General features: G+C 74.4%; 21 protein-coding genes. 14 read left to right on the top strand and 7 right to left on the bottom strand.

Going from position 1 to position 25,694, the window contains the following annotated elements; translation table 11 throughout:
• Positions 1-48: 48 nt before the first annotated feature.
• A complete protein-coding gene (locus tag ACH4OA_RS09285; protein WP_397968389.1) occupies positions 49-804 on the bottom strand; it encodes a TIGR03089 family protein in 756 nt (251 codons plus the stop codon).
• Positions 805-933: 129 nt separating this feature from the next.
• Between ACH4OA_RS09285 and ACH4OA_RS09280 the strand changes: the two genes are divergently transcribed.
• Both ACH4OA_RS09280 and ACH4OA_RS09275 read left to right on the top strand, forming a co-directional pair.
• Positions 934-2,442: an N-acetylmuramoyl-L-alanine amidase gene (locus tag ACH4OA_RS09280; protein WP_397968388.1), complete on the top strand. Its 1,509-nt coding sequence runs from the start codon at positions 934-936 to the stop codon at positions 2,440-2,442.
• Between the two features lie 150 nt (positions 2,443-2,592).
• A complete protein-coding gene (locus ACH4OA_RS09275; protein WP_397968385.1) occupies positions 2,593-3,675 on the top strand; it encodes a sugar phosphate nucleotidyltransferase in 1,083 nt (360 codons plus the stop codon).
• Positions 3,676-3,705: 30 nt separating this feature from the next.
• On the opposite strand, the gene ACH4OA_RS09270 is transcribed toward ACH4OA_RS09275, so the two are convergent.
• The 4 genes from ACH4OA_RS09270 to ACH4OA_RS09255 all read right to left on the bottom strand — a co-directional run bounded on the left by ACH4OA_RS09270 (position 3,706) and on the right by ACH4OA_RS09255 (position 7,665).
• Positions 3,706-4,737, bottom strand: coding sequence for a DNA-3-methyladenine glycosylase family protein (locus tag ACH4OA_RS09270; protein WP_397938072.1), 1,032 nt, complete (start codon positions 4,735-4,737; stop codon positions 3,706-3,708).
• Between the two features lie 74 nt (positions 4,738-4,811).
• Complete coding sequence (locus ACH4OA_RS09265; RefSeq protein WP_397968384.1) at positions 4,812-6,140, bottom strand: coenzyme F420-0:L-glutamate ligase; 1,329 nt, start codon at positions 6,138-6,140, stop codon at positions 4,812-4,814.
• Positions 6,137-7,096 carry a 2-phospho-L-lactate transferase gene (gene cofD, locus ACH4OA_RS09260; protein ID WP_365879242.1) on the bottom strand — a complete coding sequence of 320 codons (960 nt, stop codon included), beginning with the start codon at positions 7,094-7,096 and terminating at the stop codon, positions 6,137-6,139. The genes ACH4OA_RS09265 and cofD overlap by 4 nt, the downstream gene beginning before the upstream one ends.
• A gap of 50 nt (positions 7,097-7,146) precedes the next feature.
• Positions 7,147-7,665 (bottom strand): cysteine dioxygenase, encoded by a 519-nt coding sequence (locus tag ACH4OA_RS09255; RefSeq protein WP_397938076.1) that lies wholly within the window; start codon positions 7,663-7,665, stop codon positions 7,147-7,149.
• Positions 7,666-8,351: 686 nt separating this feature from the next.
• On the opposite strand from ACH4OA_RS09255, the gene ACH4OA_RS09250 reads away from it, so the two are divergent.
• The 3 genes from ACH4OA_RS09250 to ACH4OA_RS09240 all read left to right on the top strand — a co-directional run bounded on the left by ACH4OA_RS09250 (position 8,352) and on the right by ACH4OA_RS09240 (position 14,071).
• On the top strand, positions 8,352-8,615 hold the full coding sequence (locus ACH4OA_RS09250) for a WhiB family transcriptional regulator (protein WP_003975777.1): 264 nt from the start codon (positions 8,352-8,354) through the stop codon (positions 8,613-8,615).
• A 243-nt stretch (positions 8,616-8,858) separates the two neighbouring features.
• Complete coding sequence (locus ACH4OA_RS09245) at positions 8,859-12,617, top strand: glycosyltransferase (protein WP_397968382.1); 3,759 nt, start codon at positions 8,859-8,861, stop codon at positions 12,615-12,617.
• Positions 12,614-14,071, top strand: coding sequence for a DUF5719 family protein (locus ACH4OA_RS09240; protein ID WP_397968380.1), 1,458 nt, complete (start codon positions 12,614-12,616; stop codon positions 14,069-14,071). The genes ACH4OA_RS09245 and ACH4OA_RS09240 overlap by 4 nt, the downstream gene beginning before the upstream one ends.
• 80 nt (positions 14,072-14,151) lie before the next feature.
• Here ACH4OA_RS09240 and ACH4OA_RS09235 read toward each other — a convergent pair whose 3' ends face one another.
• Positions 14,152-14,538, bottom strand: a complete 387-nt coding sequence (locus tag ACH4OA_RS09235) for a metallopeptidase family protein (RefSeq protein ID WP_365880888.1) — start codon at positions 14,536-14,538, stop codon at positions 14,152-14,154.
• A gap of 349 nt (positions 14,539-14,887) precedes the next feature.
• Here ACH4OA_RS09235 and ACH4OA_RS09230 point away from each other — a divergent pair, with 349 nt between their 5' ends.
• The 8 genes from ACH4OA_RS09230 to ACH4OA_RS09195 all read left to right on the top strand — a co-directional run bounded on the left by ACH4OA_RS09230 (position 14,888) and on the right by ACH4OA_RS09195 (position 23,133).
• Complete coding sequence (locus ACH4OA_RS09230) at positions 14,888-15,313, top strand: DUF3499 domain-containing protein (RefSeq protein ID WP_365880886.1); 426 nt, start codon at positions 14,888-14,890, stop codon at positions 15,311-15,313.
• Between the two features lie 72 nt (positions 15,314-15,385).
• Positions 15,386-16,753, top strand: a complete 1,368-nt coding sequence (locus tag ACH4OA_RS09225) for a phosphomannomutase/phosphoglucomutase (protein WP_397968378.1) — start codon at positions 15,386-15,388, stop codon at positions 16,751-16,753.
• A 72-nt stretch (positions 16,754-16,825) separates the two neighbouring features.
• Positions 16,826-16,996 carry a Trm112 family protein gene (locus tag ACH4OA_RS09220; RefSeq protein ID WP_365880882.1) on the top strand — a complete coding sequence of 57 codons (171 nt, stop codon included), beginning with the start codon at positions 16,826-16,828 and terminating at the stop codon, positions 16,994-16,996.
• A gap of 56 nt (positions 16,997-17,052) precedes the next feature.
• Positions 17,053-18,180: an SIS domain-containing protein gene (locus ACH4OA_RS09215; RefSeq protein WP_397946025.1), complete on the top strand. Its 1,128-nt coding sequence runs from the start codon at positions 17,053-17,055 to the stop codon at positions 18,178-18,180.
• Positions 18,181-18,243: 63 nt separating this feature from the next.
• Positions 18,244-19,395 carry a mannose-6-phosphate isomerase, class I gene (manA, locus tag ACH4OA_RS09210; protein WP_397946024.1) on the top strand — a complete coding sequence of 384 codons (1,152 nt, stop codon included), beginning with the start codon at positions 18,244-18,246 and terminating at the stop codon, positions 19,393-19,395.
• 174 nt (positions 19,396-19,569) lie between these two features.
• Positions 19,570-20,550, top strand: a complete 981-nt coding sequence (locus tag ACH4OA_RS09205) for a cation diffusion facilitator family transporter (RefSeq protein WP_365880876.1) — start codon at positions 19,570-19,572, stop codon at positions 20,548-20,550.
• 328 nt (positions 20,551-20,878) lie between these two features.
• The gene (ahcY, locus tag ACH4OA_RS09200) at positions 20,879-22,336 is read left to right on the top strand and encodes an adenosylhomocysteinase (protein WP_397938089.1); all 1,458 of its coding nucleotides are present in this window, start codon (positions 20,879-20,881) and stop codon (positions 22,334-22,336) included.
• 182 nt (positions 22,337-22,518) lie between these two features.
• Complete coding sequence (locus ACH4OA_RS09195; RefSeq protein ID WP_365880872.1) at positions 22,519-23,133, top strand: hypothetical protein; 615 nt, start codon at positions 22,519-22,521, stop codon at positions 23,131-23,133.
• A 19-nt stretch (positions 23,134-23,152) separates the two neighbouring features.
• Here the strand turns inward: ACH4OA_RS09195 and ACH4OA_RS09190 are convergent, their stop codons facing one another.
• Complete coding sequence (locus tag ACH4OA_RS09190; RefSeq protein WP_397968375.1) at positions 23,153-24,157, bottom strand: RDD family protein; 1,005 nt, start codon at positions 24,155-24,157, stop codon at positions 23,153-23,155.
• 142 nt (positions 24,158-24,299) lie between these two features.
• On the opposite strand from ACH4OA_RS09190, the gene ACH4OA_RS09185 reads away from it, so the two are divergent.
• Entirely contained in the window at positions 24,300-25,307 is a 1,008-nt protein-coding gene (locus ACH4OA_RS09185; RefSeq protein WP_397938093.1) for a stage II sporulation protein M, read from the top strand.
• The last annotated feature ends 387 nt before the right edge of the window (positions 25,308-25,694 follow it).

The following is a 25,694-nucleotide window of genomic DNA, read 5'->3' as shown; positions in this document are numbered from 1 at the left end:
CCGGGGTCTGTCGTCCGGATCAGCCCGGCATGATCCGGACGAGGGGCCCTAGCGGCGCACCACGGTCACCCGCTCGCTCTCCACCCGCTTGGCGAGGGCCTCCTCGTCCAGCCGCTCCGCGTTGCGGACCAGCACCACGGACCCGCCGACGGCCAGCGGCGCGTACAGCCCCGCGGCGAGCCCCTCCCAGGTGTCGTACGGCAGCCCGGACAGCACCCTGGAGCCGGGCCCGGTCAGGCCCAGCGACGGCGCCTCGGCGACGGCCCGTTCGACGGCCTCCGCGCCGCTGAACTCCCGCCCGGCCACGATGAGCGCCGGCTCCCGGGGGTCCACCGGGGCGAACGGGGCGAACCGGTCGCCCTGGCCCGGCACTTCCACGGCGTAGTCGGCGAACCCGGCCGGGGTCTGCGGGAAACGTCCGCCGAGCGGCCGCAGCGCCAGCGCGACCCGCTCGCCGGGGCAGGCGCGCGCGGCGTCGAGCGCGTCCGGCCCGCTCACCACCACGTCGGCCGCCGCCGGGTCCCCGGCGACGTCGGCGACCGCGCCCACCGAGGAACAGGCCAGCAGCCACACCGCCGTCTGCCAGTGCGCGGGCAGCAGCAGCGCGACGCGGTCGCCGGGTCCGGCGGCCAGGTCGCCCTGGAGGAGGTTGGCGGTCTTGGCCACCCAGTTGGCGAAGGTGGCCACGGACAGTTCGACGCGTTCGCCCGTGGCGTCGTCGTAGAAGGTCACCAGCGGGCGGCCGGGATCCGCGGCGAGCGCGGAAGCCAGCAGGTCGGCGGGGGTGCGATCGGTGGCGTTCACGCGGGACAGGGTACGCGCGGGCCGGCGGGCACGAGGGCGGCCGGGGCCACCGGTTCGGCGGAACGGTTTCCGACGCTCCGTCAATTTGCCTATAGACATATGTGTAAGTATATGCCCAAGATCGTACGCATGCGTGGATTCCTCACTTTCTCTCCTGGCGTCTCCCCGCGCGCCGTCCGCCCGATCGGTGTCACCTGCGCCGCGGTCGCCGCCCTGCTGCCGGCCCCGCCGGCGCGGGCCGTGCCGGCCGCCCCGGCTACGGCGGCGGTCCCGGCCGCGACGCCCGTCACGGCCGTGGGCGAGCCGACCGGGGGCGCGGTCCCGGGCAGGACCCGTTCGCTGCCGCTTGCCCCGCTCTCCCGGACGCGCGCCGCCGGCGCGGCCCCGGAACAGGGGGTGTACCGCGCCGCCACCGGCCGCTTCGCGCTGGTCGGCGTGGTCTGGGACGACCCCGGCAGCGCGCTGCGCGGCCGGGCGCGGGTGCGCACCCGGTCCGCCGGGACGGGGCGCTGGACCGGCTGGCGGGACATCGAGACGCACCACGCCGACCACGGCGCGGACCCGGGCGCGGCGGACCGTGCCGCCCGGCCGGTGCGCGGCGGGACGGCGCCGCTGTGGGTGGGCGCCTCGGACGGCGTGGAGGTACGGGTGCGCGCGGAGGGCACGGGCGGAGCGGACGGCACGGGGACCGGGGACCGGCGGGCGGGAGCGGTGCGGCCGGCCGCGTCGTCCGGGCCGTCGTCCAGGCTGCCGTCGGGGCTGCGTCTGGAGCTGGTCGATCCCGGTGGGGACGCCGGGGGGACGGCGGACGCGGAGCCGGGCGCGAAGTCCGGGGAGCCGGGGGAGGCGGCGCCCGGGTCCGGCCCGGCCGACGACCCGCCCCACACCGAGCTGGACACGGAGGCGTCGATCGCCGCGTCGGGCGCCAACTCCGACATCACCGCCTTCGGCGCCACCGAGATCCCGGAACTGGACCGGCAGGCCACCGAGGACGAGATGACCCTGCTGCTGGGCCCGGCGCGGACCAAGCCGTACATCGGGCCGCGCCCGCGGATCGTCACCCGCCGGGGCTGGGGCGCCGACGAGTCACTGCGCGAACGCGGGTTCGTCTACACGAAGAAGATCAAGGCGGCCTTCGTGCACCACACGGCCTCGGGCAACACCTACACCTGCGCCCAGGCACCCTCGGTCATCCGCGGCATCTACCGCTACCACGTCAGAAGCATGGGCTGGCGGGACATCGGCTACAACTTCCTGGCCGACAAGTGCGGAACCCTCTACGAGGGCCGGGCCGGGGGCGTGGCGAAGGCGGTGCTCGGCGCGCACACCCTGGGGTTCAACACCGACAGCATGGGCATCGCCGTGATCGGCACGTACGGCACCGCCCGGCCGCCGGGCGCCGCGGTCACGGCCGTGGCCCGGCTCACCGCGTGGAAGCTGGGGCTGTACGGCGTCGACCCGCGGGCCAAGACGCAGCTCACCTCGGGCGGCGGCAACCTCTTCGCCAAGGGCAGGAGCGTACGGCTGAACGTGATCTCCGGCCACCGGGACGGGTACGCCACCGAGTGCCCCGGAAAACGGCTCTACGCCGAGCTGGGCACCGCCCGCACCGGCGCGGCGGACTACCAGGGGCGCTGAGGAGGGTGCGGACGGGGGAAACCGCGCGCCGATCCCGCTGGACACCGCGCGGCCGGCGCGGGCCGCACCGGCCGGTCTGCATACACTGACCGGCCGAAACGAGAGCCGACGAGCAGTGCGGCCGGTCCCGGCAGGAAGCAGAGACGACAGGTGAAAGAAGCGATCCTCCTGGTCGGCGGCAAAGGCACCCGGCTGCGCCCGCTCACGGTGCACACGCCCAAGCCGATGGTCCCGGCCGCCGGGGTGCCGTTCCTCACCCACCAGCTCGCGCGGGCGCGGGCGGCGGGCGTCGAGCACATCATCCTCGCCACCAGCTATCTCGCCGAGGTCTTCGAGCCGTACTTCGGCGACGGCTCCGCCCTGGGCCTGCACCTGGAGTACGTCACGGAGGAGGAGCCCCTCGGCACCGGCGGCGCCCTGCGCAACGTCGCCGGGCGGCTGCACTCCGGTCCCGACGACCCGGTGCTGGTCTTCAACGGCGACATCCTGACCGGCCTGGACATCAGGGCGCTGGTGGACACGCACCAGTCGGCCGGCGCCGACGTCTCGCTCCATCTGACCCAGGTGACGGACCCGCGCGCGTACGGCCTGGTGCCCACGGACGGCACCGGGCGGGTCCTGGCCTTCCTGGAGAAGCCGCAGACACCGGAGGAGATCGTCACCGACCAGATCAACGCGGGGGCGTACGTCTTCCGGCGCTCGGTCATCGACACCATCCCGGCGGGCCGCCCGGTCTCGGTCGAACGCGAGACGTTCCCGGGCCTGCTGGCCGCGGGAGCCCACCTCCAGGGCATGGTCGACTCCACCTACTGGCTGGACCTCGGCACCCCGGCCGCCTTCGTCCGCGGCTCGGCCGACCTGGTCCTCGGCCGCGCGCCGTCCCCGGCCGTCCCCGGCCGCTGCGGCGACCGGCTCGTGCTGCCCACGGCCACGGTGGCGCCGGACGCCAAGCTGACCGGCGGCACGGTGGTCGGCGAGGGCGCGTCCGTGGCCCGGGGAGCGCGGGTCTCCGGCTCGACCATCCTGCCCGGTGCCGTCATCGAGCCCGGCGCCGTCATCACCGACTCCCTCATCGGCAGCCGCGCCCGGGTCGGCGAGCGCTCCGTCCTCACCGGCACGGTCGTCGGCGACGGCGCGGTCGTCGGGGCCGACAACGAACTGCGGGAGGGGGCCCGGATCTGGTGCGACGCCCGCATCCCGGCGGGCGCGGTGAGATTCTCCCCGGACCGGTAGCCGGGCGCCGCCGGACGCCCCCCGGCACCCTCACAGCAGCCCGATGTCCACCCGGGGCATCTTCGGCTTGCGCCGGGCCGGCACGTGCCCGCTCAGCAGGATCAGCCGGGCCGCCCGGTGCCGCTGCCCGGCATACGGCTCCAGCAGCCGCAGCATCGCGGAGTCGTCCGCGTCCCGGTCGCCCGCCAGCGCCCACCCCACGATCCCGGGCAGGTGCAGGTCCCCGACGGTCACCTCGTCGGCCGCCCCGTGACTGCGCTGCACGACCTCCGCCGACGTCCAGGGCCCCACCCCCGGCACGACCTCCAGCCGGGCCCGGGCCCGCGCCGCCGGCATCCCCGCGGCCTGCTCCAGCCGCGCGGCCAGCCGCACGGCCCGCAGGATGGTGGCCGCCCGCTTGTCGTCCACACCGGCCCGGTGCCACTCCCAGGACGGGATCAGCGACCATGTCCGCGCGGCCGGCATCACGCACATCGGCCGTTCGCCCGCGCCCGCGGGTCCCGGCGCCGGCTCCCCGAACCGCCGGACGAGCAGCCGCCACGCCCGGTACGCCTCGTCGGTCGTGACCTTCTGCTCCAGCACCGACGGGATCAGCGACTCCAGCACCAGCCCGGTCCGGGTCAGCCGGAGCCCCGGCCGCCGGTGCCGGGCCAGCGCGACCACCCGGTGCCGCGGCACGAACGCCCCGGGATCGTCGGCGGCACCGAGCAGCTGCGGCAACTGCTCCAGCAGCCACTCCGCCCCCGGGCCCCACGCCTCGCCGGTCACCTCACCGCCGTACGCGCGCACCCGCACGGTGCCCGGACCGGCGGGCGTACGGCAGGCCCGCCACACGGAGCCGTCCGCGGTGGCCCGGAACGTCGGGTCGGCGGGCCCGCGGCGCAGCGGCCCGAGGGTCAGCCCGAGGTCCAGCGGCCCGTCGGGCACCCACCGCCGTGTCCGCGCGGGCGCCGCCTGGCGGGGTATCCCGGCGGCCCCGGCGGGCAGGGGGGCGCCTCCCGCGCCTCCCGCGCCTTCCGGGCCGCGGGGGAGCGTGGGCCGCTGGGGGAAACGTCCTGCCACGAAGGAGTCCTAGGGGGAGCCGGGGGAGGTGCCCGAGGTGCCGGTGCCGCCCTACGAGGGTAGGCGCTCGGCGCTCACCGCACCTCCACGAACGCTTCCGCCTCCCGCCGCGGCCGCGGTCCCGGCTCCCCGGCCGGATGGCCGACCGCCACCGCGCCCATCGGATCCCAGTCCGCCGGCAGCTCCAGCACCTCGCGCACCACGTCCCGGCAGAACATCGTGGAGGACACCCACGCCGAGCCCAGCCGCTCCCCGGCCAGCGCGACCAGCAGGTTCTGCACGCCCGCGCCCAGCGCGACCACGAACATCTCCCGCTCGGCGCCGTCGCGCCGGGCGTCCCCGTAGGTGTGCGAGCCGTCCATGACGAGGCAGGGCACGATCAGATACGGCGCGCGCCGCAGCACGTCACCGCGCCGGACGCGCCTGGCGATGGACTCCTCGCTCTTGCCGTCCCGGCGCAGGTCGGCGATCCAGGCGTCCCGCATCGCGTCCAGCAGCCGTACCCGCGAGCGCTCCGACTCCAGCAGCACGAACCGCCAGGGCGTGGTGTGGTGCGGGGCGGGCGCGGTGACCGCCGCGGCCACCGCGCGGCGGACGGCGCCGGGGTCCACGGGCTCGTCGGCGAAGTCCCGCACGGTGCGGCGCTGGGTGACGGCCTCCCGGACCGCCTCGGAGGTGCCGAGCCGGAACATGTCGTCCCGCGCCCCGCGCACCAGCGCGCGGGCGCCCTCGCCGGCCTCGGGGTGCACGGCGCCGGGGAGCCCGCGCAGCACGGCCACCGGCCGCCCCGCCGCCTTGCCCTTGACCAGGTCGCCGGCGGCGGCCAGCTCGTCCGCCGTGGCGACGACGGTCGCGCTGAGCGGATTGCCGTGCGCGTCCGTGCCCCCGCGCAGGTCGTCCAGCACGCGCACCCCGGCGGCGCCGATCGCCACGTCCGTCAGTCCCGTGCGCCAGGGCCGCCCGAAGGTGTCGGTGACGAGGACACCGACATCGACGCCGAGCGCGTCCCGCAGGCCGGCCCGGATCGCGCGCGCGGACGCGTCCGGGTCCTCGGGCAGCAGCAGCACGGTCCCGGCCGGGGTGTTGGAGGCGTCGACGCCGGCGGCGGCCATCACCAGGCCCTGCCGGTTCTCCACGATGCGCAGCGGGCCGCGCCGGGCCACCACGCGCACCGTCTCCGCGTCGATCGCGGCCTCCCGGTCGGCCGCCCGCACCACCCGGCCCTCCGCCTTGGAAACGATCTTGGAGGTGACGATCACGACATCCCCGTCGGCCAGGTCCGGTCCGGCGGCGGCGATCAGCTTGGCGAGGTCGTCGCCCGGCCGCACCTCGGGGATGCCGGACAGGGCCCAGACCCGGTACCCGGGCCGCTCGTCCGCCGCGGCGGACGCCGTCCCGCTCACGCGCCCCGCACCTCCTCGGCCAGCGCCAGCGCCTCCCGCGCCATCCGGGCGGTCGCGTCCACGTCGGTCATCATCAGCGGGACGGCCCGGCAGCGGATGCCGTCCGCCTCGACCCGCTCCACCGCGCCGGCGTCTACCGTGTCGACCAGCCAGCCGTCCAGCAGCCCGGGGCCGTAGTGCTCGGCGACCGCGGCGGCCGTGGACTCCACGCCGACCGCGGCGAGCACCTTGTCGGCCATCCCGCGCACGGGCGCGTCCCCGACGATCGGGGAGAGGCCGACCACCGGCACGCCCGCGTCCGCGATGGCCCCGCGGATGCCGGGCACGGCGAGGATGGTGCCGATGGACACCACCGGGTTGGACGGCGGGAAGAGGATCACGTCCGCCGCGGCGATGGCCTCCAGGACGCCCGGGGCGGGCTTGGCCTGCTCGGCGCCGACCGGGACGATGGCCTCGGCCGGGACGGAGGCGCGCAGCCGCACCCAGTACTCCTGGAAGTGCACCGCCTTGCGCTCGCCGTCCAGTTGCACGGCGACGTGCGTCTCGACGCGGTCGTCGGTCATCGGGATCAGCTTCACGCCCGGCTGCCAGCGGTCGCACAGCGCCTCGGTGACCGCGCTGAGCGGGAAGCCGGCGCCGAGCATCTGCGTCCGCACGATGTGCGTGGCGAAGTCACGGTCGCCGAGCCCGAACCACTCCGGTCCGACGCCGTAGGCCGCCAGTTCCTCCTTGAGGTGGAAGCTCTCGTCGGCCCGCCCCCAGCCCTGTTCCTCGTTGATGCCGCCGCCCAGCGTGTACATCACCGTGTCCAGGTCCGGGCAGACCTTCAGACCGAAGAGATGGATGTCGTCGCCGGTGTTGCCGATGACCGTGATGTCCGCGTCCGGCGCGGCCCGCTTCAGACCGCGCAGGAAACGGGCACCGCCGATGCCCCCTGCCAGAACCACAATGCGCATGGGAGCCAGTCTTGCAGGCGGGGCCGACAACGTGTCAGCCAGTCGGCCCGTCAGGCGGTCACCGCGCGCGCCGCGGTGTGCGGTCCGGTGCGCGCCGCGCAGTGCGGGGAGGTGTGCATCGGCATCTCGGTCAGGCCCGGGTGGTACACGTGCAGGCTGACCGCCGGTTCCAGCGCGTCGTTGACGACCTCGTGCACGTACCCGGGCGCGAACACCCGCTGGGCGCCCGCCGCCAGCGCGCGCGTGCCGCGCGCGGTGTGCTCGGTGAGGGTGCCCTCCAGGACGGTGAGCACACCGGAGGAGCGCCCGTGGCCGTGCCGTCCGCTGCCCTGTCCGGGCACCCAGGACAGCAGCCACACCTCGTAGCCGGGGCCGGTGCGCAGCCGGTGGTACCAGCGGGTGGTGGCGTCGAACCGGACCAGGTGTGCCCACTGGTCGCGGTCGGCGGCGATCGAACGGGCGAGCCCCGCGAACTCGGCGACGGTGGCCGGGTGCGCGCGCGGCGGCTGGAGCAGGTGCGGGACTTCGAGGATGTCGCCGGCGATCTGGAGGTCGTTGTCGCTGTTCATCGGGGTGCGGTGGTCCTCGGCGAAGGGTGGGGGCTGGAGCTGGGGGCGGAGCTGGGTGACGCGTGGGGGCCGCCCGGGTCGCGGGCGGGCGGGAGACGCCCTGGATCAGGGATCAGCAGACGCGGTACGCGGCCGGGCCGGGATGGGCTCGGGAACAGCCGGAGCGGACGTGGCTCAACAGCTGGGACAGCAACAACAGCTACAGCGCGCGCGGGCGGCACCGAGGGACCCGGCGGAGCGGGTCGAGGTGAGTGCCAAGTTCGCGAGCATGCCCACTAGGACATCGGTTCACACGCGCAGTGTCAACTCGACGCCCGTTATGTGGGACATGTTTCACCGCATCCGGTTTATTTCTTAGGTGAAAGGTTTGCTCAGAGGGGTCTCGGGACACATGGGGCACATCCGAGCGCGTGAGCCTCGCGGAACGCGATCGAACACGGAGGCGTCCTTCTCCGTACAGAGATCTGTACGGGGTGCGGCCGCCCCCGTGGGTCCTGCTGCGTGTCAAGGTTTATGGCGATTTGAACACTTTCCGCACGGCCTTGGTTCCGCAGAGTGAATAACGGGCCCAATAGCAGATCTCGGCTTGACTCGCCCGGAGCAGCACACTTGTAATTTCACTCGTGTCGTTCAGCCGGAACGGTAACGGCCACGCACGGGGACGCGAAGACAGACGAGGGGCGCACATGACCGAGCTGGTGCAGCAACTGCTGGTCGACGACGCGGACGAGGAACTCGGCTGGCAGGAGCGCGCGCTGTGCGCCCAGACCGACCCCGAGTCCTTCTTTCCCGAGAAGGGCGGCTCCACCAGAGAGGCCAAGAAGGTCTGCCTCGCCTGCGAGGTCCGCTCCGAGTGCCTCGAGTACGCCCTCGCCAACGACGAGCGCTTCGGCATCTGGGGTGGTCTGTCCGAGCGCGAACGCCGCCGGCTGAAGAAGGCCGCCGTCTGACACGGCCCGGCGGACGCGCACCCACACCGCCGCGTGCGGACGCGCACGCCCACCCACCCGTACCTCCGCGTACGCACCCGAACGTCACGAACGGCCCGCCGCCCACGGGTTATCCACAGGCGGCGGGCCGTCGTCATGGCCAGCCGATAGTGTGGGCGCTCGTCCGAGACGCCCGCTGTCCCCTCGGCGCACGAGGAGGCGCGGGCGTCCACCGCAGTCCATCGAACCGGGGCCCGTACCTCGATGTCCGTGCACAGCCATGCGGCAGCCCGACACGGCGCTGCCACCGCCGGGTCCGACCCGTCGTCCCGCCCGCTCGGGTCCGACCCGTCGTCCCGCTCGGTCGTGTCTGACCCGTCCCGCTCGGTCGTGTCTGACCCGTCCCGCTCGGTCGTGTCTGACCCGTCCCGCCCGCCCGAGTTCCCGCGCCACGTCGTGACCGCCGTCCTCGTCTCCCACGACGGGGCCCGCTGGCTGCCCGACGCGCTCGCCGGGCTGCTCGGCCAGGAGCGCCCCGTCCAGTACGCGGTGGCCGCCGACACCGGCAGCGCGGACGACTCCGCCCACCTGCTCGCCGAGGCTCTCGGCGACGCGAGCGTGCTGCACCTCGCCCGCCGTACCGGCTTCGGCCAGGCCGTGGAGGAGGCCAGCCGCACCGCGCCCGTCCTCGGCCCCGGGGAACTGCCGTACCTCACGCGTCCCAGCGGCTGGGACCCCGTCACGCGCAGCTGGCACGACGACGCCTACGACCTGCCCGAACTGCCGCACGGCGAACCCGTCCAGTGGCTGTGGCTGCTGCACGACGACTGCGCGCCCGAACCCGACGCCCTCGCCCAGCTGCTGCGGGTCGTCGACAACGAACTCGAACTCGGCCGCGACGACGTGGCGATCGTCGGCCCCAAGCTGCGCGGCTGGTACGACCGCCGCCAACTGCTGGAGGTCGGCGTCTCCATCGCCAACTCCGGCCGCCGCTGGACCGGTCTGGACCGCCGCGAACAGGACCAGGGCCAGCACGACCACGTCCGCGCCGTGCTGTCGGTGTCCACCGCCGGCATGCTCGTCCGCCGCGATGTCTTCGAACAGCTCGGCGGGTTCGACCGCAGACTGCCCCTGATGCGCGACGACGTCGACCTGTGCTGGCGCGCCCACACCGCCGGCCACCGCGTCCTGGTCGCACCCGACGCCGTCGTCCGGCACGCCGAGGCCGCCTCCCGCGAGCGCCGCGCGGTCGACTGCGCCGGCCGCGCCACCGCCTCCCCGCACAAGGTCGACAAGGCCGGCGCCGTCTACACCCTGCTCGCCAACGCCCGTACGGCCGCGCTGCCCTGGGTGCTGCTGCGGCTCGTCCTCGGCACCGTCCTGCGCACCCTCGCCTACCTCGTCGGCAAGGTCCCCGGCCAGGCCCTCGACGAGATCCGCGGTCTGCTGAGCACCCTGCTGCGGCCCGAGCGGATCATCGCCGCCCGGCGCCGCCGCGGCCCCGCGCGCATCGACAAGGGCGAACTGCGCGCGCTCTTCCCGCCGCCCGGCGCCACCGTCCGGGCCACCGTGGAACAGCTCGCGGGCAACCTCGGCGGCGGCGGCGACACCGACACCTCCTCGGCCGGCCGGCACGGCGGCGCCGTGGAGTCCGGGCCCGGCGGCGACGACGCCGACTTCCTGGAGGTCGAGCAGTTCGCCCGGCTCAAGCGGATCGCCCGCCGGCCCGGCCCGGTGCTCTTCCTCGTCCTGCTGCTCGTCTCCCTCGCCGCCTGCCGCGCCCTGCTCGGCGGCGGCGCGCTCGCCGGCGGCGCCCTGCTGCCCGCCCCGGCCGGCGCCGGCGACCTGTGGTCCCGCTACCTGGACGCCTGGCATCCGACCGGCACCGGCGGCACCTCCTCCGCACCGCCCTACCTGGCCGTCGTCGCCACCCTCGGCTCGCTCCTGTTCGGCTCCGCCGGCCTGGCCGTCACCGTCCTGCTGGTCGGCTCGGTGCCGCTCGCCGGATGCACCGCCTACTTCGCCTCCCGGCCCCTGGTCACCTCCCGGCTGCTGCGCGCCTGGGCCGCCGTCGCCTACGCCTTCCTGCCCGCCACCACCGGCGCCCTGGCCGGCGGCCGGATCGGCACCGCCGTCCTCGCCGTGCTGCTGCCGCTCCTCGCGCGCGCCGGCATCGCCGCCAGCGGCCTGGCCCACCGCGCCGGCCCGCGCGGCAGCTGGCGCGCCACCTGGGCGTACGCGCTGCTGCTCACCGTCACCACCGCCTGCACCCCGATCGTCTGGCCCCTCGCGCTGCTGCTCGGCCTCGGCGTGCTGGTGCTGCGCCGCGGCGACCTCCCCGCCTACGGCCTGCGCTTCCTCGCCCAGCTCGGCACCCCGCTGCTGATCCTCGCCCCCTGGTCGCTGACCCTGTTCCCGGCCGGCTTCTTCCGCGAGGCCGGCCTGGAGTACGGCCCGTCCGCCGCCTCCGCGCTCGACCTGCTCGGCGCCGCTCCCGGCGGCCCCGGCACCGTGCACGGCCTGATGCTCATCGGCATCGTGCTCGCCGCGCTCGGCGCCCTGCTGCGCTCCGAACGCCGGCTCGGCATCCGTACCGCCTGGGCCGTCGCCCTGACCGGCCTCGTCTTCGCGGTCCTGTCCGACAAGTCCGCCTGGGCCGGACCCGCCACCCTCGTCTACGGCATCGCCCTGCTGGCCGCCGCCGTCCTCGGCGCCGACGGCGCCCGCGCCCGCGTGGCCGAGCAGAGCTTCGGCTGGCGCCAGCCCGTCGCCGCGCTGATCGCCTTCGCCTCGGCCGCCGGCCCGCTGCTCGTCGCCGCCGGCTGGATGATCCGCGGCGCCGACGGCCCGCTGGAGCGCCGCGACCCTGCCCAGGTGCCCGCGTTCGTCGCCGAGGACTCCACCGGCGGCGACCAGGCCCGCACCCTGGTCCTCGACAGCGACTCCGGCGCGCGCGTGCGCTACACCCTGGTCCGCGGTGCCGGCGCCCGCATGGGAGACGCCGAGCTCACCGCCGCCGACGGCGGCAACGCCCGCCTGGACAAGACCGTCGCCCATCTGGTGGCCGGCTCCGGCGCCGACCAGGCCGACGAACTCGGCGGCTTCGCCGTGCGGTACGTCCTCGTCCACAAGGGCGCCCCGCGCGAGATCACCCGCGTCCTCGACGCCACTCCCGGCCTGTCCCGGCTCAGCCGGCAGAACGGCATCGCCCTGTGGCGCGTGGACCAGCGCACCGCCCGCGCCGCCATCCTGCCCGCCGGCGGCACGGGCACGGCCCAGCCGGTCACCGCGGGCCCGGTGGAGGTCCACACCACGGTCCCCGCCGGTGCCGACGGGCGCGTCCTGCGGCTCGCCGACAGCGCGGCCGGCGGCTGGACGGCCACCCTGGACGGCAAGCCGCTCACCCCGACCACCGTCGACGGCTGGGCCCAGGGCTTCCGGCTGCCCTCCGCCGGAGGCAGGCTGGACGTCACCTACGACACCCCGTTCACCCGGACCGCCTGGCTCTGGGCGCAGGGCCTGCTCGCCGTCGTCCTGGTCGTCCTCGCCCTGCCCGGCCGCCGCCGCGACGTCGACGACGACCTGCCCGAGGAGCAGCCCGTGCCCGCCCAGGCCACCGCCGGCGAGGGCCGCCGCGCCCGCCGGCTGCGCGCCCAGGCCGAGGCGCCGCCCGCCGGGGAGCAGCCCGCCGGGGAGCAGCCCGCCCCGGCCCCGGCCGAGCCCCCGGCCGCCGAGCCCCACCAGCAGCCGTACGACGAGTGGAACCCGGCCACCTACGAGAACACGGCCTATCCCACCGACCCGTACCAGACCACGACCGGCTACGACCAGCAGCCCTACCAGCAGCCCGACCCGTACCAGCCGGCCCCGTACGACCCCTACGGCTACGGCACCACCGACGGCGAGCCGTCCTACGACCCGGCGGCCTACCCGCAGCAGGGCTACGACCCGGCGTACGACCCCGGCCGGCCCGAGCACCCCCACGGCACCGCCAGCCAGCGCCCCGACGGGAGCCAGCAGTGAACCGCGCCACCCTGTCCCTGATCGCCGGCACGGCCGCGCTGGCCGCCGTCACCGGATACGCCGCGTTCGACTCGCCGTCCGCGTCCGGCGCCGCCTCCGAGGCGGCCGCCCGGCTGCCGGTGGAGCGCACCAGCCTGGTGTGCCCGGCGCCGAGCACGTCGGACATCGCCGAGACGTCGTACACGTCGTTCACACCCGTCACCCAGGGCGCCGCGAGCGGCGGCAAGGCCCTGCTCCAGGCGGCCGGCGCCCGCAAGGCCGGGCACCCGGTGCTCACCCCGAAGGCGCCCGGCACACCCGCCGCCGGCGACGCCTCCGGCGGCGACGCGTCCGCGCTCCTCGGCACCGCGGACGGCGCGTTCGCGCCCGGCTGGACCGTCCAGGAGACCACCGAGGTCGCCGCCGGCACCGGCCGCGGCCTCCAGGGCGTCACCTGCACCGGCGCCGACACCGAGTTCTGGTTCCCGGGCGCCGGCACGGCCGCCGGCCGCACCGACTACGTCCACCTGACCAACCCGGACGACTCCGCCGCCGTGGTCGACATCGAGCTGTACGGCAAGGACGGCGCGATCAAGGCCCCGCTGGGCGAGAACGTCACCGTCAAGCCGCACGCGAGCGACGCGATCCTGCTCCCCACGCTCACCGACGAACGGCAGTCCGACCTGACCGTGCACGTCAGCGTGCGCAGCGGCCGGGTCGGCGCGGCCGTGCAGGCCCTGGACGACAAGGCGGGCGGCGACTGGCTGGCGGCCGCCGCCGACCCGGCCGGCAGCCTGGTCCTGCCCGGCATCCCGAAGGACGCCACCGACGTCCGCCTGATCGCCTTCAGCCCCGGTGACGACGACGCCGACCTGAAGATCCGCCTCTCCTCGCCGGGCGGCCTGATCACCCCGGCGGGCAACGAGAGCCTGCACGTCAAGTCCGGCATGACCGCGGCGGTCGACCTCGGCGACGTCACCCGCGGCGAGGCCGGCTCGCTGGTCCTCACGCCCACCGACCGGGACGTCCCGGTCGTCGCGGCGCTCCAGGTGGTCCGGGGCAAGGGCGACGGGCGGGAGACGGCGTTCATCCCGGCCACCGCGGCCGTCGGCACGCGCGCGACCGCGGCCGGCAACAGCGCGAAGGGCACGACACTGGCCCTGACGGCGCCCGGCGGCACGGCCACGGTCAAGGTCACGGCCTCGGCGGGCAGCGAGGGCGGCACACCGGCGACCAAGACCTACACGATCAGGTCCGGCACCACGCAGAACGTCGACGCGCCGGTCCCGGCGGGCCTGAAGGGCACCTACGCCCTCACGGTGGAGCCCGCCTCCGGCGCCCCGGTCTACGCCTCGCGCACCCTGGAGGCCACCGGCTCGGGCGTGCCCGCCTTCACCGTCCAGACCCTCCCGAACGACCACGGTCTGGTGGCGGTCCCGGAGACGGAACAGGACGTGTCGGTCCTGCTGAAGTGACCGCCCGCGCCCCCGCGAGGGGCGCGGGCCACCGCCGACAGCGGCCCCGGCGGGCGCCGGGGCCGCTCCACCGGCGAGGGCTAGTCCTCGCCGTACCGGGGGTCGACCGTCTCCGGCGTCAGCCCGAGCAGCTCGGCCACCTGCTCCACCACCACCTCGTGCACCAGCGCGGCCCGCTCGTCGCGTCCCTTGGACCGGATCTCCACCGGCCGCCGGTACACCACGACCCGGGCCCGCTGCCCGTCCCGCGCGGGCACGACCCCGCCGAGCGGCACGGCCTCGTCCGCCCAGGCCATCCCCTCGTCCCGGCCGTCCAGCCGGGGCACCTCCAGCACGAGGAAGTCGATGTCCGCCAGCTGCGGCCACCGCCGTTCGAGACGCTCCACGGAGTCCTGCACCAGGTCCGCGAACACCTCGGCACGGCTGGCCGCCAGCGGCACCTGCGGCGGCGCGATCGGCCCTCGCATGCCCCGCCCGTGGCGATCACGACGACGGGGCCCGGGGCCGCTGGCAGGGGGCGGTACACGGTTGTCCATCACGGTGCAGCGTAGTCCCCGCAGCCCGCGCCCGTCCGGCTCCCCACGGGAACCGGACCGCGCCCGCCGTGTCGCGGGATGACCATTCCGGCCAACGTCTGACTCGTTTCCGTAACTCTCCGAGACCACCGGACTCAGGGCGATTGACGGGGTTTGTACCGGCTCATGACCGGAGGGGACGGTTCCGGACATGAGCCGCGAACTCGTCCATGCAGGTCAATGAGGTCCGCTCGAAGGGGTGTGTGGGGTGTTTCACAGCACGACACGGGGGAGTGACCTGGTGGAGAGTCGTCGCGGCCCGCTCAAGAGTGCGGTACCGTCCAACGTCGTGAGCCCTGTACGTCGCTGTTCGCGCACCGCCTGCGGCCGACCCGCCGTCGCGACGCTGACGTACGTCTACGCCGACTCGACCGCGGTCCTCGGCCCGCTCGCCACCTACGCCGAACCCCACTGCTACGACCTGTGCGCCGAGCACTCCGAGCGCCTCACCGCCCCGCGCGGCTGGGAGGTCGTCCGGCTCCTCGACGGCTCCGCGCCCGCGCGGCCCAGCGGGGACGACCTGGAAGCGCTCGCCAACGCCGTGCGCGAGGCGGCCCGCCCCCAGCAGCGCGCGGCCGAGGCCAGCGGCGGCGGGGCCCGCACCGTGGACCCCATGGAAGTCGCCCGCCGCGGTCACCTGAGGGTCCTGCGCTCCCCGGACAACTGAGCCGGTCGCGCTTCCGAGATCACCTTTGCCCCCGACGGGTAGTTTGTGGGCACCCCTAGGACTTTCAGGAGGTTGGCCGTGGCCGATCTGTCGCAGATCGTGAAGGCGTACGACGTACGCGGAGTGGTTCCGGACCAGTGGGACGAGACGCTGGCCGCACACTTCGGCGCCGCCTTCGCGGACGTGACGGCGGCCACGGCCATCGTCGTCGGCCACGACATGCGGCCCTCGTCCCCGGCCCTCTCCCGCGCCTTCGCGCGCGGCGCGGCGGACCGCGGTGCGGACGTCGTCGAGATCGGCCTGTGCTCCACCGACCAGCTGTACTACGCCTCCGGCACGCTGGACGTCCCGGGTGCCATGTTCACGGCCTCCCACAACCCGGCCCAGTACAACGGCATCAAGATGTGCCGCGCCGGCGCCGCCCCCGTCGGCCGGGACACCGGCCTGACGCAGATCCGCGAGCTGGTCGAGCGCCGGCTGGCCGAGGGCGCCCCGGAACCCGTGGACCGGCCGGGAACCCTCACCGCGCGCGAGACGCTGGAGGACTACGCGGCGCACCTGCGCTCCCTGGTCGACCTCGGCTCCATCCGCCCGCTGAAGGTCGTGGTCGACGCCGGCAACGGCATGGGCGGCCACACGGTCCCGCCGGTCTTCGCCGGCCTGCCCCTGACCCTCGTCCCGATGTACTTCGAACTGGACGGCACCTTCCCCAACCACGAGGCCAACCCGCTCGACCCGGCCAACCTCGTGGACCTGAGCAAGCGGGTCCCGGTCGAGGGCGCCGACCTCGGCATCGCCTTCGACGGCGACGCCGACCGCTGCTTCGTCGTGGACGAGAACGGCGACCCGGTCTCCCCGTCCGCGATCACCGCCCTGGTCGCCGCCCGCGAACTGGCCCGCAACGGCGGCGAGGGCACCGTCATCCACAACCTGATCACCTCCCGCACGGTCCCGGAGGTGGTGCGCGAGAACGGCGGCACCCCGGTCCGCACCCGGGTCGGCCACTCCTTCATCAAGGCCGAGATGGCCCGCACCGGCGCCATCTTCGGCGGCGAGCACTCCGCGCACTACTACTTCAAGGACTTCTGGAACGCCGACACGGGCATGCTGGCCGCCCTGCACGTCCTCGCGGCCCTGGGCGAGCAGGAGGGCCCGCTGTCCGCCCTGGTCGCGCAGTACGACCGCTACCGCGGTTCCGGCGAGATCAACTCCACCGTCGCCGACCAGTCCGGGCGCCTCGCCGCGATCCGCGCCGCGTACGAGGGCCGCGCCGGCGTCACCCTGGACGACCTCGACGGTCTCACGGTGGCCGCCGGCGACTGGTGGTTCAACGTCCGCCCGTCCAACACCGAGCCCCTCCTCCGGCTGAACGCCGAAGCCACGGACGAGGCCACGATGACCCGGGTCCGCGACGAGGCGCTGGCGATCATCAGGGGCTGAGCGGCCCGCCCAACGGCGGTACGCTGACCAGGCTTGTCCACCGACCCACATCCGTCTCCGAAGGGACATCCCATGGCGCTCGAAGCCGGCCTCCTGGAGATCCTCGCCTGCCCGGCCTGCCACGCCCCCCTGACGGAGCAGGACACCGAGCTGATCTGCGCCGGCCAGGACTGCGGCCTCGCCTACCCGGTCCGCGACGGCATCCCCGTCCTGCTGGTCGACGAGGCCCGCCGCCCCGGGTGACCGGCTCCGTCACGTCGTAGCACCCCAGGATCCCCGGCGACCGGAGGCTGCCGCCCATGCTGGACGAATCGCTGCTCGACACCCCGGAGGGCCTCGCCGAGGCCGACCGCCGAGGTCTGCTGCGCGGCGCGGCGGAGGCCGGCGCCCGCGTCCGCACCGCCGCCCGGCACGCCGCCGAGGCCGGCATCGGCGAGCTGAAACCCGACGGCCGCCCCCGCGCGGTCCTCATCGCGGGCCCCGGCGCCGCCGCCACCCACACCGCCGACCTCCTCGGCACGCTGGCCGGCCCCGGCAGCCCCGTCGTCCGCCTCGCCCCCTCCGGCGTCGCCCCGGCCGCGGGCGCCCTGCGCTGGGAGCTCCCCGGCTGGGCCGGTTCCGTGGACCTGCTGCTCATCGCCACCCCGGACGGCACCGAACCGAGCCTCGCCCTCCTCGCCGAGCAGGCCTACCGCCGCGGCTGCTCCGTCGTCGCCGTGGCCCCGGCGGGCACCCCGCTCGCCGACGCGGTCGCCGGCGCCCACGGCCTGTTCGCCCCGATGGCCACGACGCCCTACGACCAGGAGGAGCCGCTCGCCGCCTCCTCCCCGGGCGTCTTCTGGGCGCTGCTGACCCCGCTGCTGGTGCTCCTGGACCGGGTCGGCCTGCTCGCCGCCCCGCCGGACACCCTGGAGAAGGTCGCCGGCCGGCTGGACCACATCGCGGAGCGCTGCGGCCCCGCCATCGCCACCTACAGCAACCCGGCCAAGACCCTCGCCGCCGAACTCGCCGACGCGCTGCCGCTGGTGTGGACGGAAGGCACCTCGGCCGGTCCGGCGGGCCGCCGGTTCGCCGCCGCCCTCGCCGAACTCGCCGGCCGCCCCGCCCTGGTCGCCGAACTGCCCGAGGCGCTCGCCGCGCACAGCGCCCTGCTGGCCGGCCCGCTCGCCGCCAGCGCCGACCCGGACGACTTCTTCCGCGACCGCGTGACGGAGCCGCCCGCGCTGCACGCGCGCGTGGTGCTGCTGCGCGACCGCCCGAGCGGCGGCATCAGCGCGGCCCCCGCCGCCCGTGACATGGCCCTCAGCCACGACACGCCCATCAGCGAACTCGAACCCGAGGAGGGCGGCGATCTGGAGACCCTCGCGGAACTGATCGCCGTCACGGATTTCGCCGCCGTTTACCTGGCGCTCGCTTCCGGGGCCTGATCTGACTCCAGGCCGGCCGCACGCGCCGGCCGGCCCGCGCACGTACGGAGACAGAGAAGACACATGGACCGCCTCGACAACACCATCCGGCCCTACGCCTGGGGCTCGCCCACCGCCATCCCGCGGCTCCTGGGTATCGAGCCGACCGGCCAGCCCCAGGCGGAGATGTGGATGGGCGCGCACCCCGGCGCCCCGTCGCGCACCCCGCGCGGCACCCTCGCCGAGGTCGTCGAGGCCGCCCCGGAGCGGGAACTCGGCGCCCGCGCGGTCGCCCGGTTCGGCCCGCGGCTGCCGTTCCTGCTCAAACTCCTCGCCGCCGGCGCCCCCCTGTCCCTCCAGGTGCACCCGGACCTGGAACAGGCCAGGGCGGGGTACGCCGACGAGGAGCGGCGCGGCATCCCGGCCGACGCCCCGCACCGCAACTACAAGGACGCCAACCACAAACCCGAACTGCTCTGCGCCCTCACCGCGTTCGACGGCCTGTGCGGCTTCCGCGCCCCGCTCCAGGCCGCCGGCCTGCTCGACGGACTCGGCGTCGGCTCCCTCACGCCGTACGTCGACCTGCTGCACGCCCACCCCGAGGACGCGGCGCTGCGCGAGGTCCTCACCGCGGTCCTCACCGCCGACCCCGAGGAGATGGCCCGCACGGTCGCCGAGGCCACCGCCGCCTGCACCCGCCTCGGCGGCGCCTACGCCCCCTACGCCGAGATCGCCCACCACTACCCGGGCGACCCCGGCGTCATCGCGGCCATGCTCCTCAACCACGTCCGGCTCCAGCCCGGCGAGGCCCTGTACCTCGGCGCCGGCATCCCGCACGCCTACCTCGGCGGCCTCGGCGTCGAGATCATGGCCAACTCCGACAACGTCCTGCGCTGCGGCCTGACCCCCAAGCACGTCGACGTCCCCGAACTGCTGCGGATCGTGCGCTTCGCACCGAGCGACCCGGGCGTGCTGCGCCCGGAGGCCTCCCCGGACGGCGAGGAGGTCTACGAGACGCCGACCGACGAGTTCCGCCTCTCCCGCTACGTCCTGCCCGAGGGCGGCTCCACCCACGACCTGACCCGGGACGCCCCGCAGATCCTGCTCTGCACGGCCGGCGCCGTCCGGGCGGGCACGGACGAGCTGCGCCCCGGCCGGTCGGTCTTCGTCCCGGCCGGCGAGAGGACGGAGATCTCGGGCGCGGGCACGCTCTTCCGCGCCACCGTGACCGTATGACCGGGCATGACCGGGCCTGTGGGCAGGCGGCCGTCCGGCTGACCGGACGGGTGGACACCTGACGCCCCGGTGCCCGGCCGGGCTGCAAGAATGGCCCACCGGCAAAGGCCGGGCAAAACCGGGTACCCGCCCGGACGGACGAGGCCGGCAGAGGCGAAGGGACAACGCGGACACATGAGCGCGTCAGGCGGTACCAAGGCGATCGTGGCGGCACTCGGCGCCAATCTCGCGATCGCGGCATCGAAGTTCGTGGCGTTCGCGTTCAGCGGCTCCTCCTCGATGCTCGCCGAGGGCGTCCACTCGCTCGCGGACTCCGGCAACCAGTTCCTGCTGCTCGTCGGCGGCAAGAAGGCCCAGCGCGAGGCCACCCCGCAACACCCGTTCGGCTACGGCCGCGAGCGCTTCATCTACGCCTTCCTCGTCTCGATCGTGCTCTTCTCCATCGGCGGCATGTTCGCGATCTACGAGGGCTACGAGAAGATCCGCAACCCGCACGAACTGGAGCACTGGTACTGGCCGGTGGGCGTCCTCCTCTTCGCGATCGTCGCCGAGGGCTTCTCCTTCCGCACGGCCATCAAGGAGTCCAACGTGACCCGCGGCGCGCTCTCCTGGAAGGAGTTCATCCGCCGCGCCAAGGCCCCCGAGCTGCCCGTCGTCCTGCTGGAGGACTTCGGCGCGCTCATCGGTCTGGTCCTCGCCCTCGGCGGCGTCGGCCTCGCCCTGCTCACCGGTGACGGCGTCTGGGACGGCATCGGCACCCTCTGCATCGGCGTCCTGCTCGTCCTGATCGCCCTCGTCCTGGCCGCCGAGACCAAGTCGCTCCTGCTCGGCGAGGCCGCGGGTCTCGACGTGGTCCGGCAGATCGAGGCCGCGATGGTCGACGGCGCCACGGTGCCCCGCATCATCCACATGCGCACCCTGCACCTCGGCCCCGAGGAACTGCTGATCGCCGCGAAGATCGCCGTCCGGCACGACGACACCGCGGCCGAGGTCGCGACCGCCATCAACGCCGCCGAGACCCGCATCCGCGCCGCCGTCCCCATCGCCCGCGTCATCTACCTGGAACCGGACATCTACAGCGAGACCGAGGCCGCCAAGGGCCCTGACCCGGAGGCCACCCCGGGCGGCCCGGCCCCGCACGCCACCGGTCACTGACGGCCGTGCCGGCCGTCGCCCGTCCGGCCGCGCCGCCGGCGCCTCCCGGGGCCGGAACACCCCGCACCCGGCCCCGGAAAGACGCCCGGATCACCGAGACGGACTGGGGACGACCGGGCCGTCCGGTGTAGCTTGGGACGGAGCCAGACGTCGCTGCTGATGGCGGTCGGGCGGTCCCGTACGGACCGGCCGAGGGAGAGAGGGCCTCCGACGGACTGCGCTGCGCGCACGCGGGCATGCCTGTGCCCTCTTCTCGGGCACCCCTGTGTCCGCCGCCGCGCAGACCAGCCGTACCCACCTCGACCCAACCCCCGAGGAGCAGCTCGCAATGACGACTGTCGACAACCGGCAGGACTTCAAGGTCGCCGATCTCTCGCTGGCCGAGTTCGGCCGCAAGGAGATCACCCTCGCCGAGCACGAGATGCCCGGCCTGATGGCGATCCGCAGGGAGTACGCCGAGGCGCAGCCGCTGGCCGGCGCCCGTGTCACCGGCTCCCTGCACATGACCGTGCAGACGGCCGTGCTCATCGAGACCCTGGTCGCCCTCGGCGCGCAGGTCCGCTGGGCCTCCTGCAACATCTTCTCCACCCAGGACCACGCCGCCGCCGCCATCGCGGTCGGCCCGGAGGGCACGCCGGACGACCCGCGCGGCGTGCCGGTCTTCGCCTGGAAGGGCGAGACGCTCCAGGAGTACTGGTGGTGCACCGAGCAGGCGCTGACCTGGCCGGACAGCCCCACCGGCGGCCCGAACATGATCCTGGACGACGGCGGCGACGCCACCCTCCTGGTGCACAAGGGCGTGGAGTACGAGAAGGCCGGCGAGGTCCCCTCCGTGGAGACCGCCGAGTCCGACGAGCACCGCGTCATCCTGGAGCTGCTGCACCGCACGCTGGGTGAGAACCCGCAGAAGTGGACCCAGCTCGCCTCCGAGATCCGTGGTGTCACGGAGGAGACCACGACGGGCGTCCACCGGCTGTACGAGATGCAGCGCGACGGCGTCCTGCTGTTCCCGGCGATCAACGTCAACGACGCCGTCACCAAGTCGAAGTTCGACAACAAGTACGGCTGCCGCCACTCCCTGGTGGACGGCATCAACCGCGCCACCGACGTCCTGATCGGCGGCAAGACCGCCGTGGTGTGCGGTTACGGCGATGTCGGCAAGGGCTGCGCGGAGTCCCTGCGCGGCCAGGGCGCCCGGGTGATCGTCACCGAGATCGACCCGATCTGCGCCCTCCAGGCCGCGATGGACGGCTACCAGGTCACGACCCTGGACGAGGTCGTCGACAAGGCCGACATCTTCATCACCACGACCGGCAACAAGGACATCATCATGGCCTCGGACATGGCCAAGATGAAGCACCAGGCGATCGTCGGCAACATCGGCCACTTCGACAACGAGATCGACATGGCCGGCCTCGCCAAGATCCCCGGCATCGTCAAGGACGAGGTCAAGCCGCAGGTCCACACCTGGAAGTTCCCCGACGGCAAGGTCATCATCGTGCTGTCCGAGGGCCGCCTGCTGAACCTGGGCAACGCCACCGGCCACCCGTCGTTCGTGATGTCCAACTCCTTCGCGGACCAGACCCTGGCCCAGATCGAGCTGTTCACCAAGCCCGACGCCTACCCGATCGGCGTCTACGTGCTGCCCAAGCACCTCGACGAGAAGGTCGCCCGCCTCCACCTCGACGCCCTCGGCGTCAAGCTGACCCAGCTGCGCCCGGAGCAGGCCGCGTACATCGGCGTGGACGTCGACGGCCCCTTCAAGCCGGACCACTACCGCTACTGAGCCGGTGCTCCGGTAGCCCGGACCACCGGGGGAGTGCGCCGGCGCACCGGCGCACCCCTCCCGGCGGCTCCGGCAGCAGGTCCCGTGAGGCAGGCCCCCGCACCCCCGTGCCGGGGGCCTGCCCCGTTGGCCCTACGACCCACCGCTTCCGGCCGGACCAGCCGTCAAGACCCAGGACACTCATGCCCCGCGGCCGCTATTCGCTCCACGATCCGCACGATCACACCCCTCTCGCGGAAGAGCACTTCCAGTGCGCCCCCGGCCCGTCCGGCTGGCGCTACGTCTCCCGGCTGACCGGCCCGTCCGGCGATCACCTGGGCTCGGTCGACCTGGCCCTGGACGACCTCGGCCGCCCGCTCCGTCTAGAACTGCACGCGGGTGACTGGCAGGTGCGCGGCGCCGCCCTCGACGGCGTCACCTGGGTCCGCACCGACCCCGCCGGCCTGCACGCCACCGAAGGCCAGGTGCGCGCCCACGCCTTCACCGGCACGTCCCCCGCGTTCCTCGTCGCCACCGCCCGGCTGCTGCGCCTCACCCCCTCGTCCGCCGCGACCCGCGTACGCCTCGTGGCCCTCACCGGACCCGTCCTCGCCCCCCGCACCGTGGACCAGTCCTGGGCTCTGGTGAACAGCGAAGCACACGCCACTGACAACGGCCCCCTGACCGTGGACGCGTACCAGGTCACCGCCCTGGACACCGGCGAGCAGTACGCCGTGCACCTCGCCGGCGACGTGGTCCTGGCCGCGCCCGGCATCGAGCTGGAGGACCTCCAGTCACCGCCGTCGCGCTTCGACTGAGCCCGGCACCGCGCCCCGCCTATCCAGGCGGCGCGAACCCGGTGGCCGGGGGCCCGCTCCGCGACTCGTCCCGCACCGCTTCCTTCCGCCCGCCCGGCGCCGTATCCCGCGGCGGCTGGTACGCGGCCGGGGCGGCGGAGGAATCCCCGGAGGAATACGGCTCGTGAGCCGCCTGCCGGTCACCGGACCGGTGGCCGTGAACCTCCTGAGGCTGGTGCGATTCCTGAGGCTGCTGATACGCGGTGGGCGGGCCGAAGACGCCGGCCGGGGCCCCGCCCGGCCCGAACGCCTGCCGGGCCTCACGGGACTGCCGCTCGTGCAGCACGGCTGCCAGGAAGGCGGCCGAAGGCAGCTCCGGCGGCACACGAGCCCCCGCGCGCCCCGCGAGATCGTCCGCCAGCCGTCGCGCCATACCCGCCGACACGCCCGGATCGAGCTGTCCCATCCGGGCCAGGTACTGCCGGACGGCCAGCCACAGCCCGTCCGGCACCGCCGACAGGTCCAGGCCGGCGAACCGCCCCGCGAGCCACGGCGGCGGAGGCGGCACGAAGCCGGTCCGCCCGGCGGGCACACGCTCCCGTACGACCAGGGTGCCCGCGAACACGTCACCGAGCCGCCGCCCGCGCGCCGACACCAGCGAGGCGATACACGCCACCACACCGAGCGTCATCAGGATCTCGACCACCGCGACGGCACCCCGCACCAGCGCGTGCCGGAACCGGATCGGCCCGCCGTCGTCCCGTACCACCCGCAGCCCGAACGCCAGCTTCCCCAGCGAACGCCCATGGCTGAGCGTCTCGACCGCGACCGGCCCGCCCACCAGCACCAGCAGGAACGCCGCGATCGACACCGCCACCTGTGCCGCCTCGTCCAGCGACGCCGTCGCCGCCACCAGCACCATGAACACGACGATGTACGCGGCCATCGCCGCCGCCAGATCGAGCAGCACGGCCAGCGCCCTGCTCGGCAGCTTCGCGGGCCGCAGTTCGAGCGCCACCGCCTCACCGGTCACCAGCTCACTCACGCCCGCCGCCCTTCCCTGGTCCGCCCCCTGGACCGCAAGTCTGCCAAGCTGTGGGCGCGCCGCACCGCAGTACGACAAGCTGACAGCTAGTACGAGCACCACGACGAGCCGTGGACGATCAGCCGAGGAGCAGGCAGACCCGATGGACCTGGACGTCTTCGTCTCCGTACACCGGGCCGAATGGGACCGGCTCGACGTACTGCTCCGCCGCCGGCGCCGGCTCACCGGCGCCGAGGCGGACGAACTCGTCGCCCTCTACCAGCGCACCGCCACCCACCTCTCCCTCATCCAGTCCAGCGCTCCGGACCCGTACCTGACCGGACGGCTCAGCCAGCTCGTGGCCCGCGCGCGCAACACCGTCGCCGGCACCCGCCGCGCCTCCTGGCGGGACGTCACGCGCTTCCTGCTCCGGGGCTTCCCGGCCGCCGTCTACCGCGCCCGCCACTGGTGGGTGCCCACGGCGCTCGTCTCCACCGCCGTCGCGGTCCTGCTCGGCTGGTGGATCGGCACCCATCCCGAGGTGCGGTCGTCCATCGCGGCCCCCGGCCACCTGCGCGAGCTGACCCGCCCGGGCGGCGAGTACGAGACCTACTACTCCAGCCATCCCGCGGCCGCCTTCGCCGCCCAGGTGTGGACGAACAACGCCCAGGCGGCCGCGATGTGCCTGGTCCTGGGCGTCTTCCTGGGCCTGCCCGTGCTGTGGATCCTCTTCCAGAACATGCTGAACCTGGGCGTGGGCTTCGGCCTCATGGCCTCGGCGGGCCGCCTCGGCACCTTCCTCGGCCTGGTCCTGCCGCACGGCCTCCTCGAACTGACCGCGGTCTTCGTCGCGGCCGGCACGGGACTGCGCCTGGGCTGGACGCTGATCGATCCCGGCCCGCGCACCCGGCGCGCGGCGCTCGCGGAAGAGGGGCGCGCGGCCATCGGCATGGCGATCGGCCTCGCCCTGGTCCTGTTCGTCTCCGGGGCCATCGAAGGCTTCGTCACGCCCTCCGGCCTGCCCACCTGGGCACGCATCGGCATCGGGATCGCGGCCGAGCTGGCGTTCCTTGCGTACGTCTACGTGCTCGGAGGGCGTGCGGCACGCGCGGGCGAGACGGGCGATCTGGAAGCGACGGACCGCAGCGCGTCCGTCCCCACGGCCGCCTGACACCCGCCGGATGTGCGTCCGGCCCCGGTGAGCTGCTAGTGTCCTCTTCGCCCCGCAAGAGCCGTTGACACGGAGGGAGTGGGGAGGTAGATTCTATGAGTTGCCTGGAGCTGGACAAAGCGCACGGGCAAGGGTTAGAATCTACTTAGCTTCTCGGGAACGCCGTGAACGGCATTCCGCGAAAGCATCCCCCGATTACTCAGAAATGAGCGGCCGGTCAGACCGGCCAAGAACTTCTGATAAAGTCGGAACCGCCGGAAAGGGAAACGCGGAAGCGGGAACCTGGAAAGCGCCGAGGAAATCGGATCGGAAAAAGATCTGATAGAGTCGGAAACGCAAGACCGAAGGGAAGCAGCCCGGAGGAAAGCCCGAGAGGGTGAGTACAAA

The organism is Streptomyces sp. NPDC017095, from assembly GCF_044332325.1.
Lineage (GTDB): Bacteria > Actinomycetota > Actinomycetes > Streptomycetales > Streptomycetaceae > Streptomyces.
The sequence above is the reverse complement of the archived record's forward strand: the minus strand, read 5'-3'. Positions and strand labels throughout refer to the sequence as shown.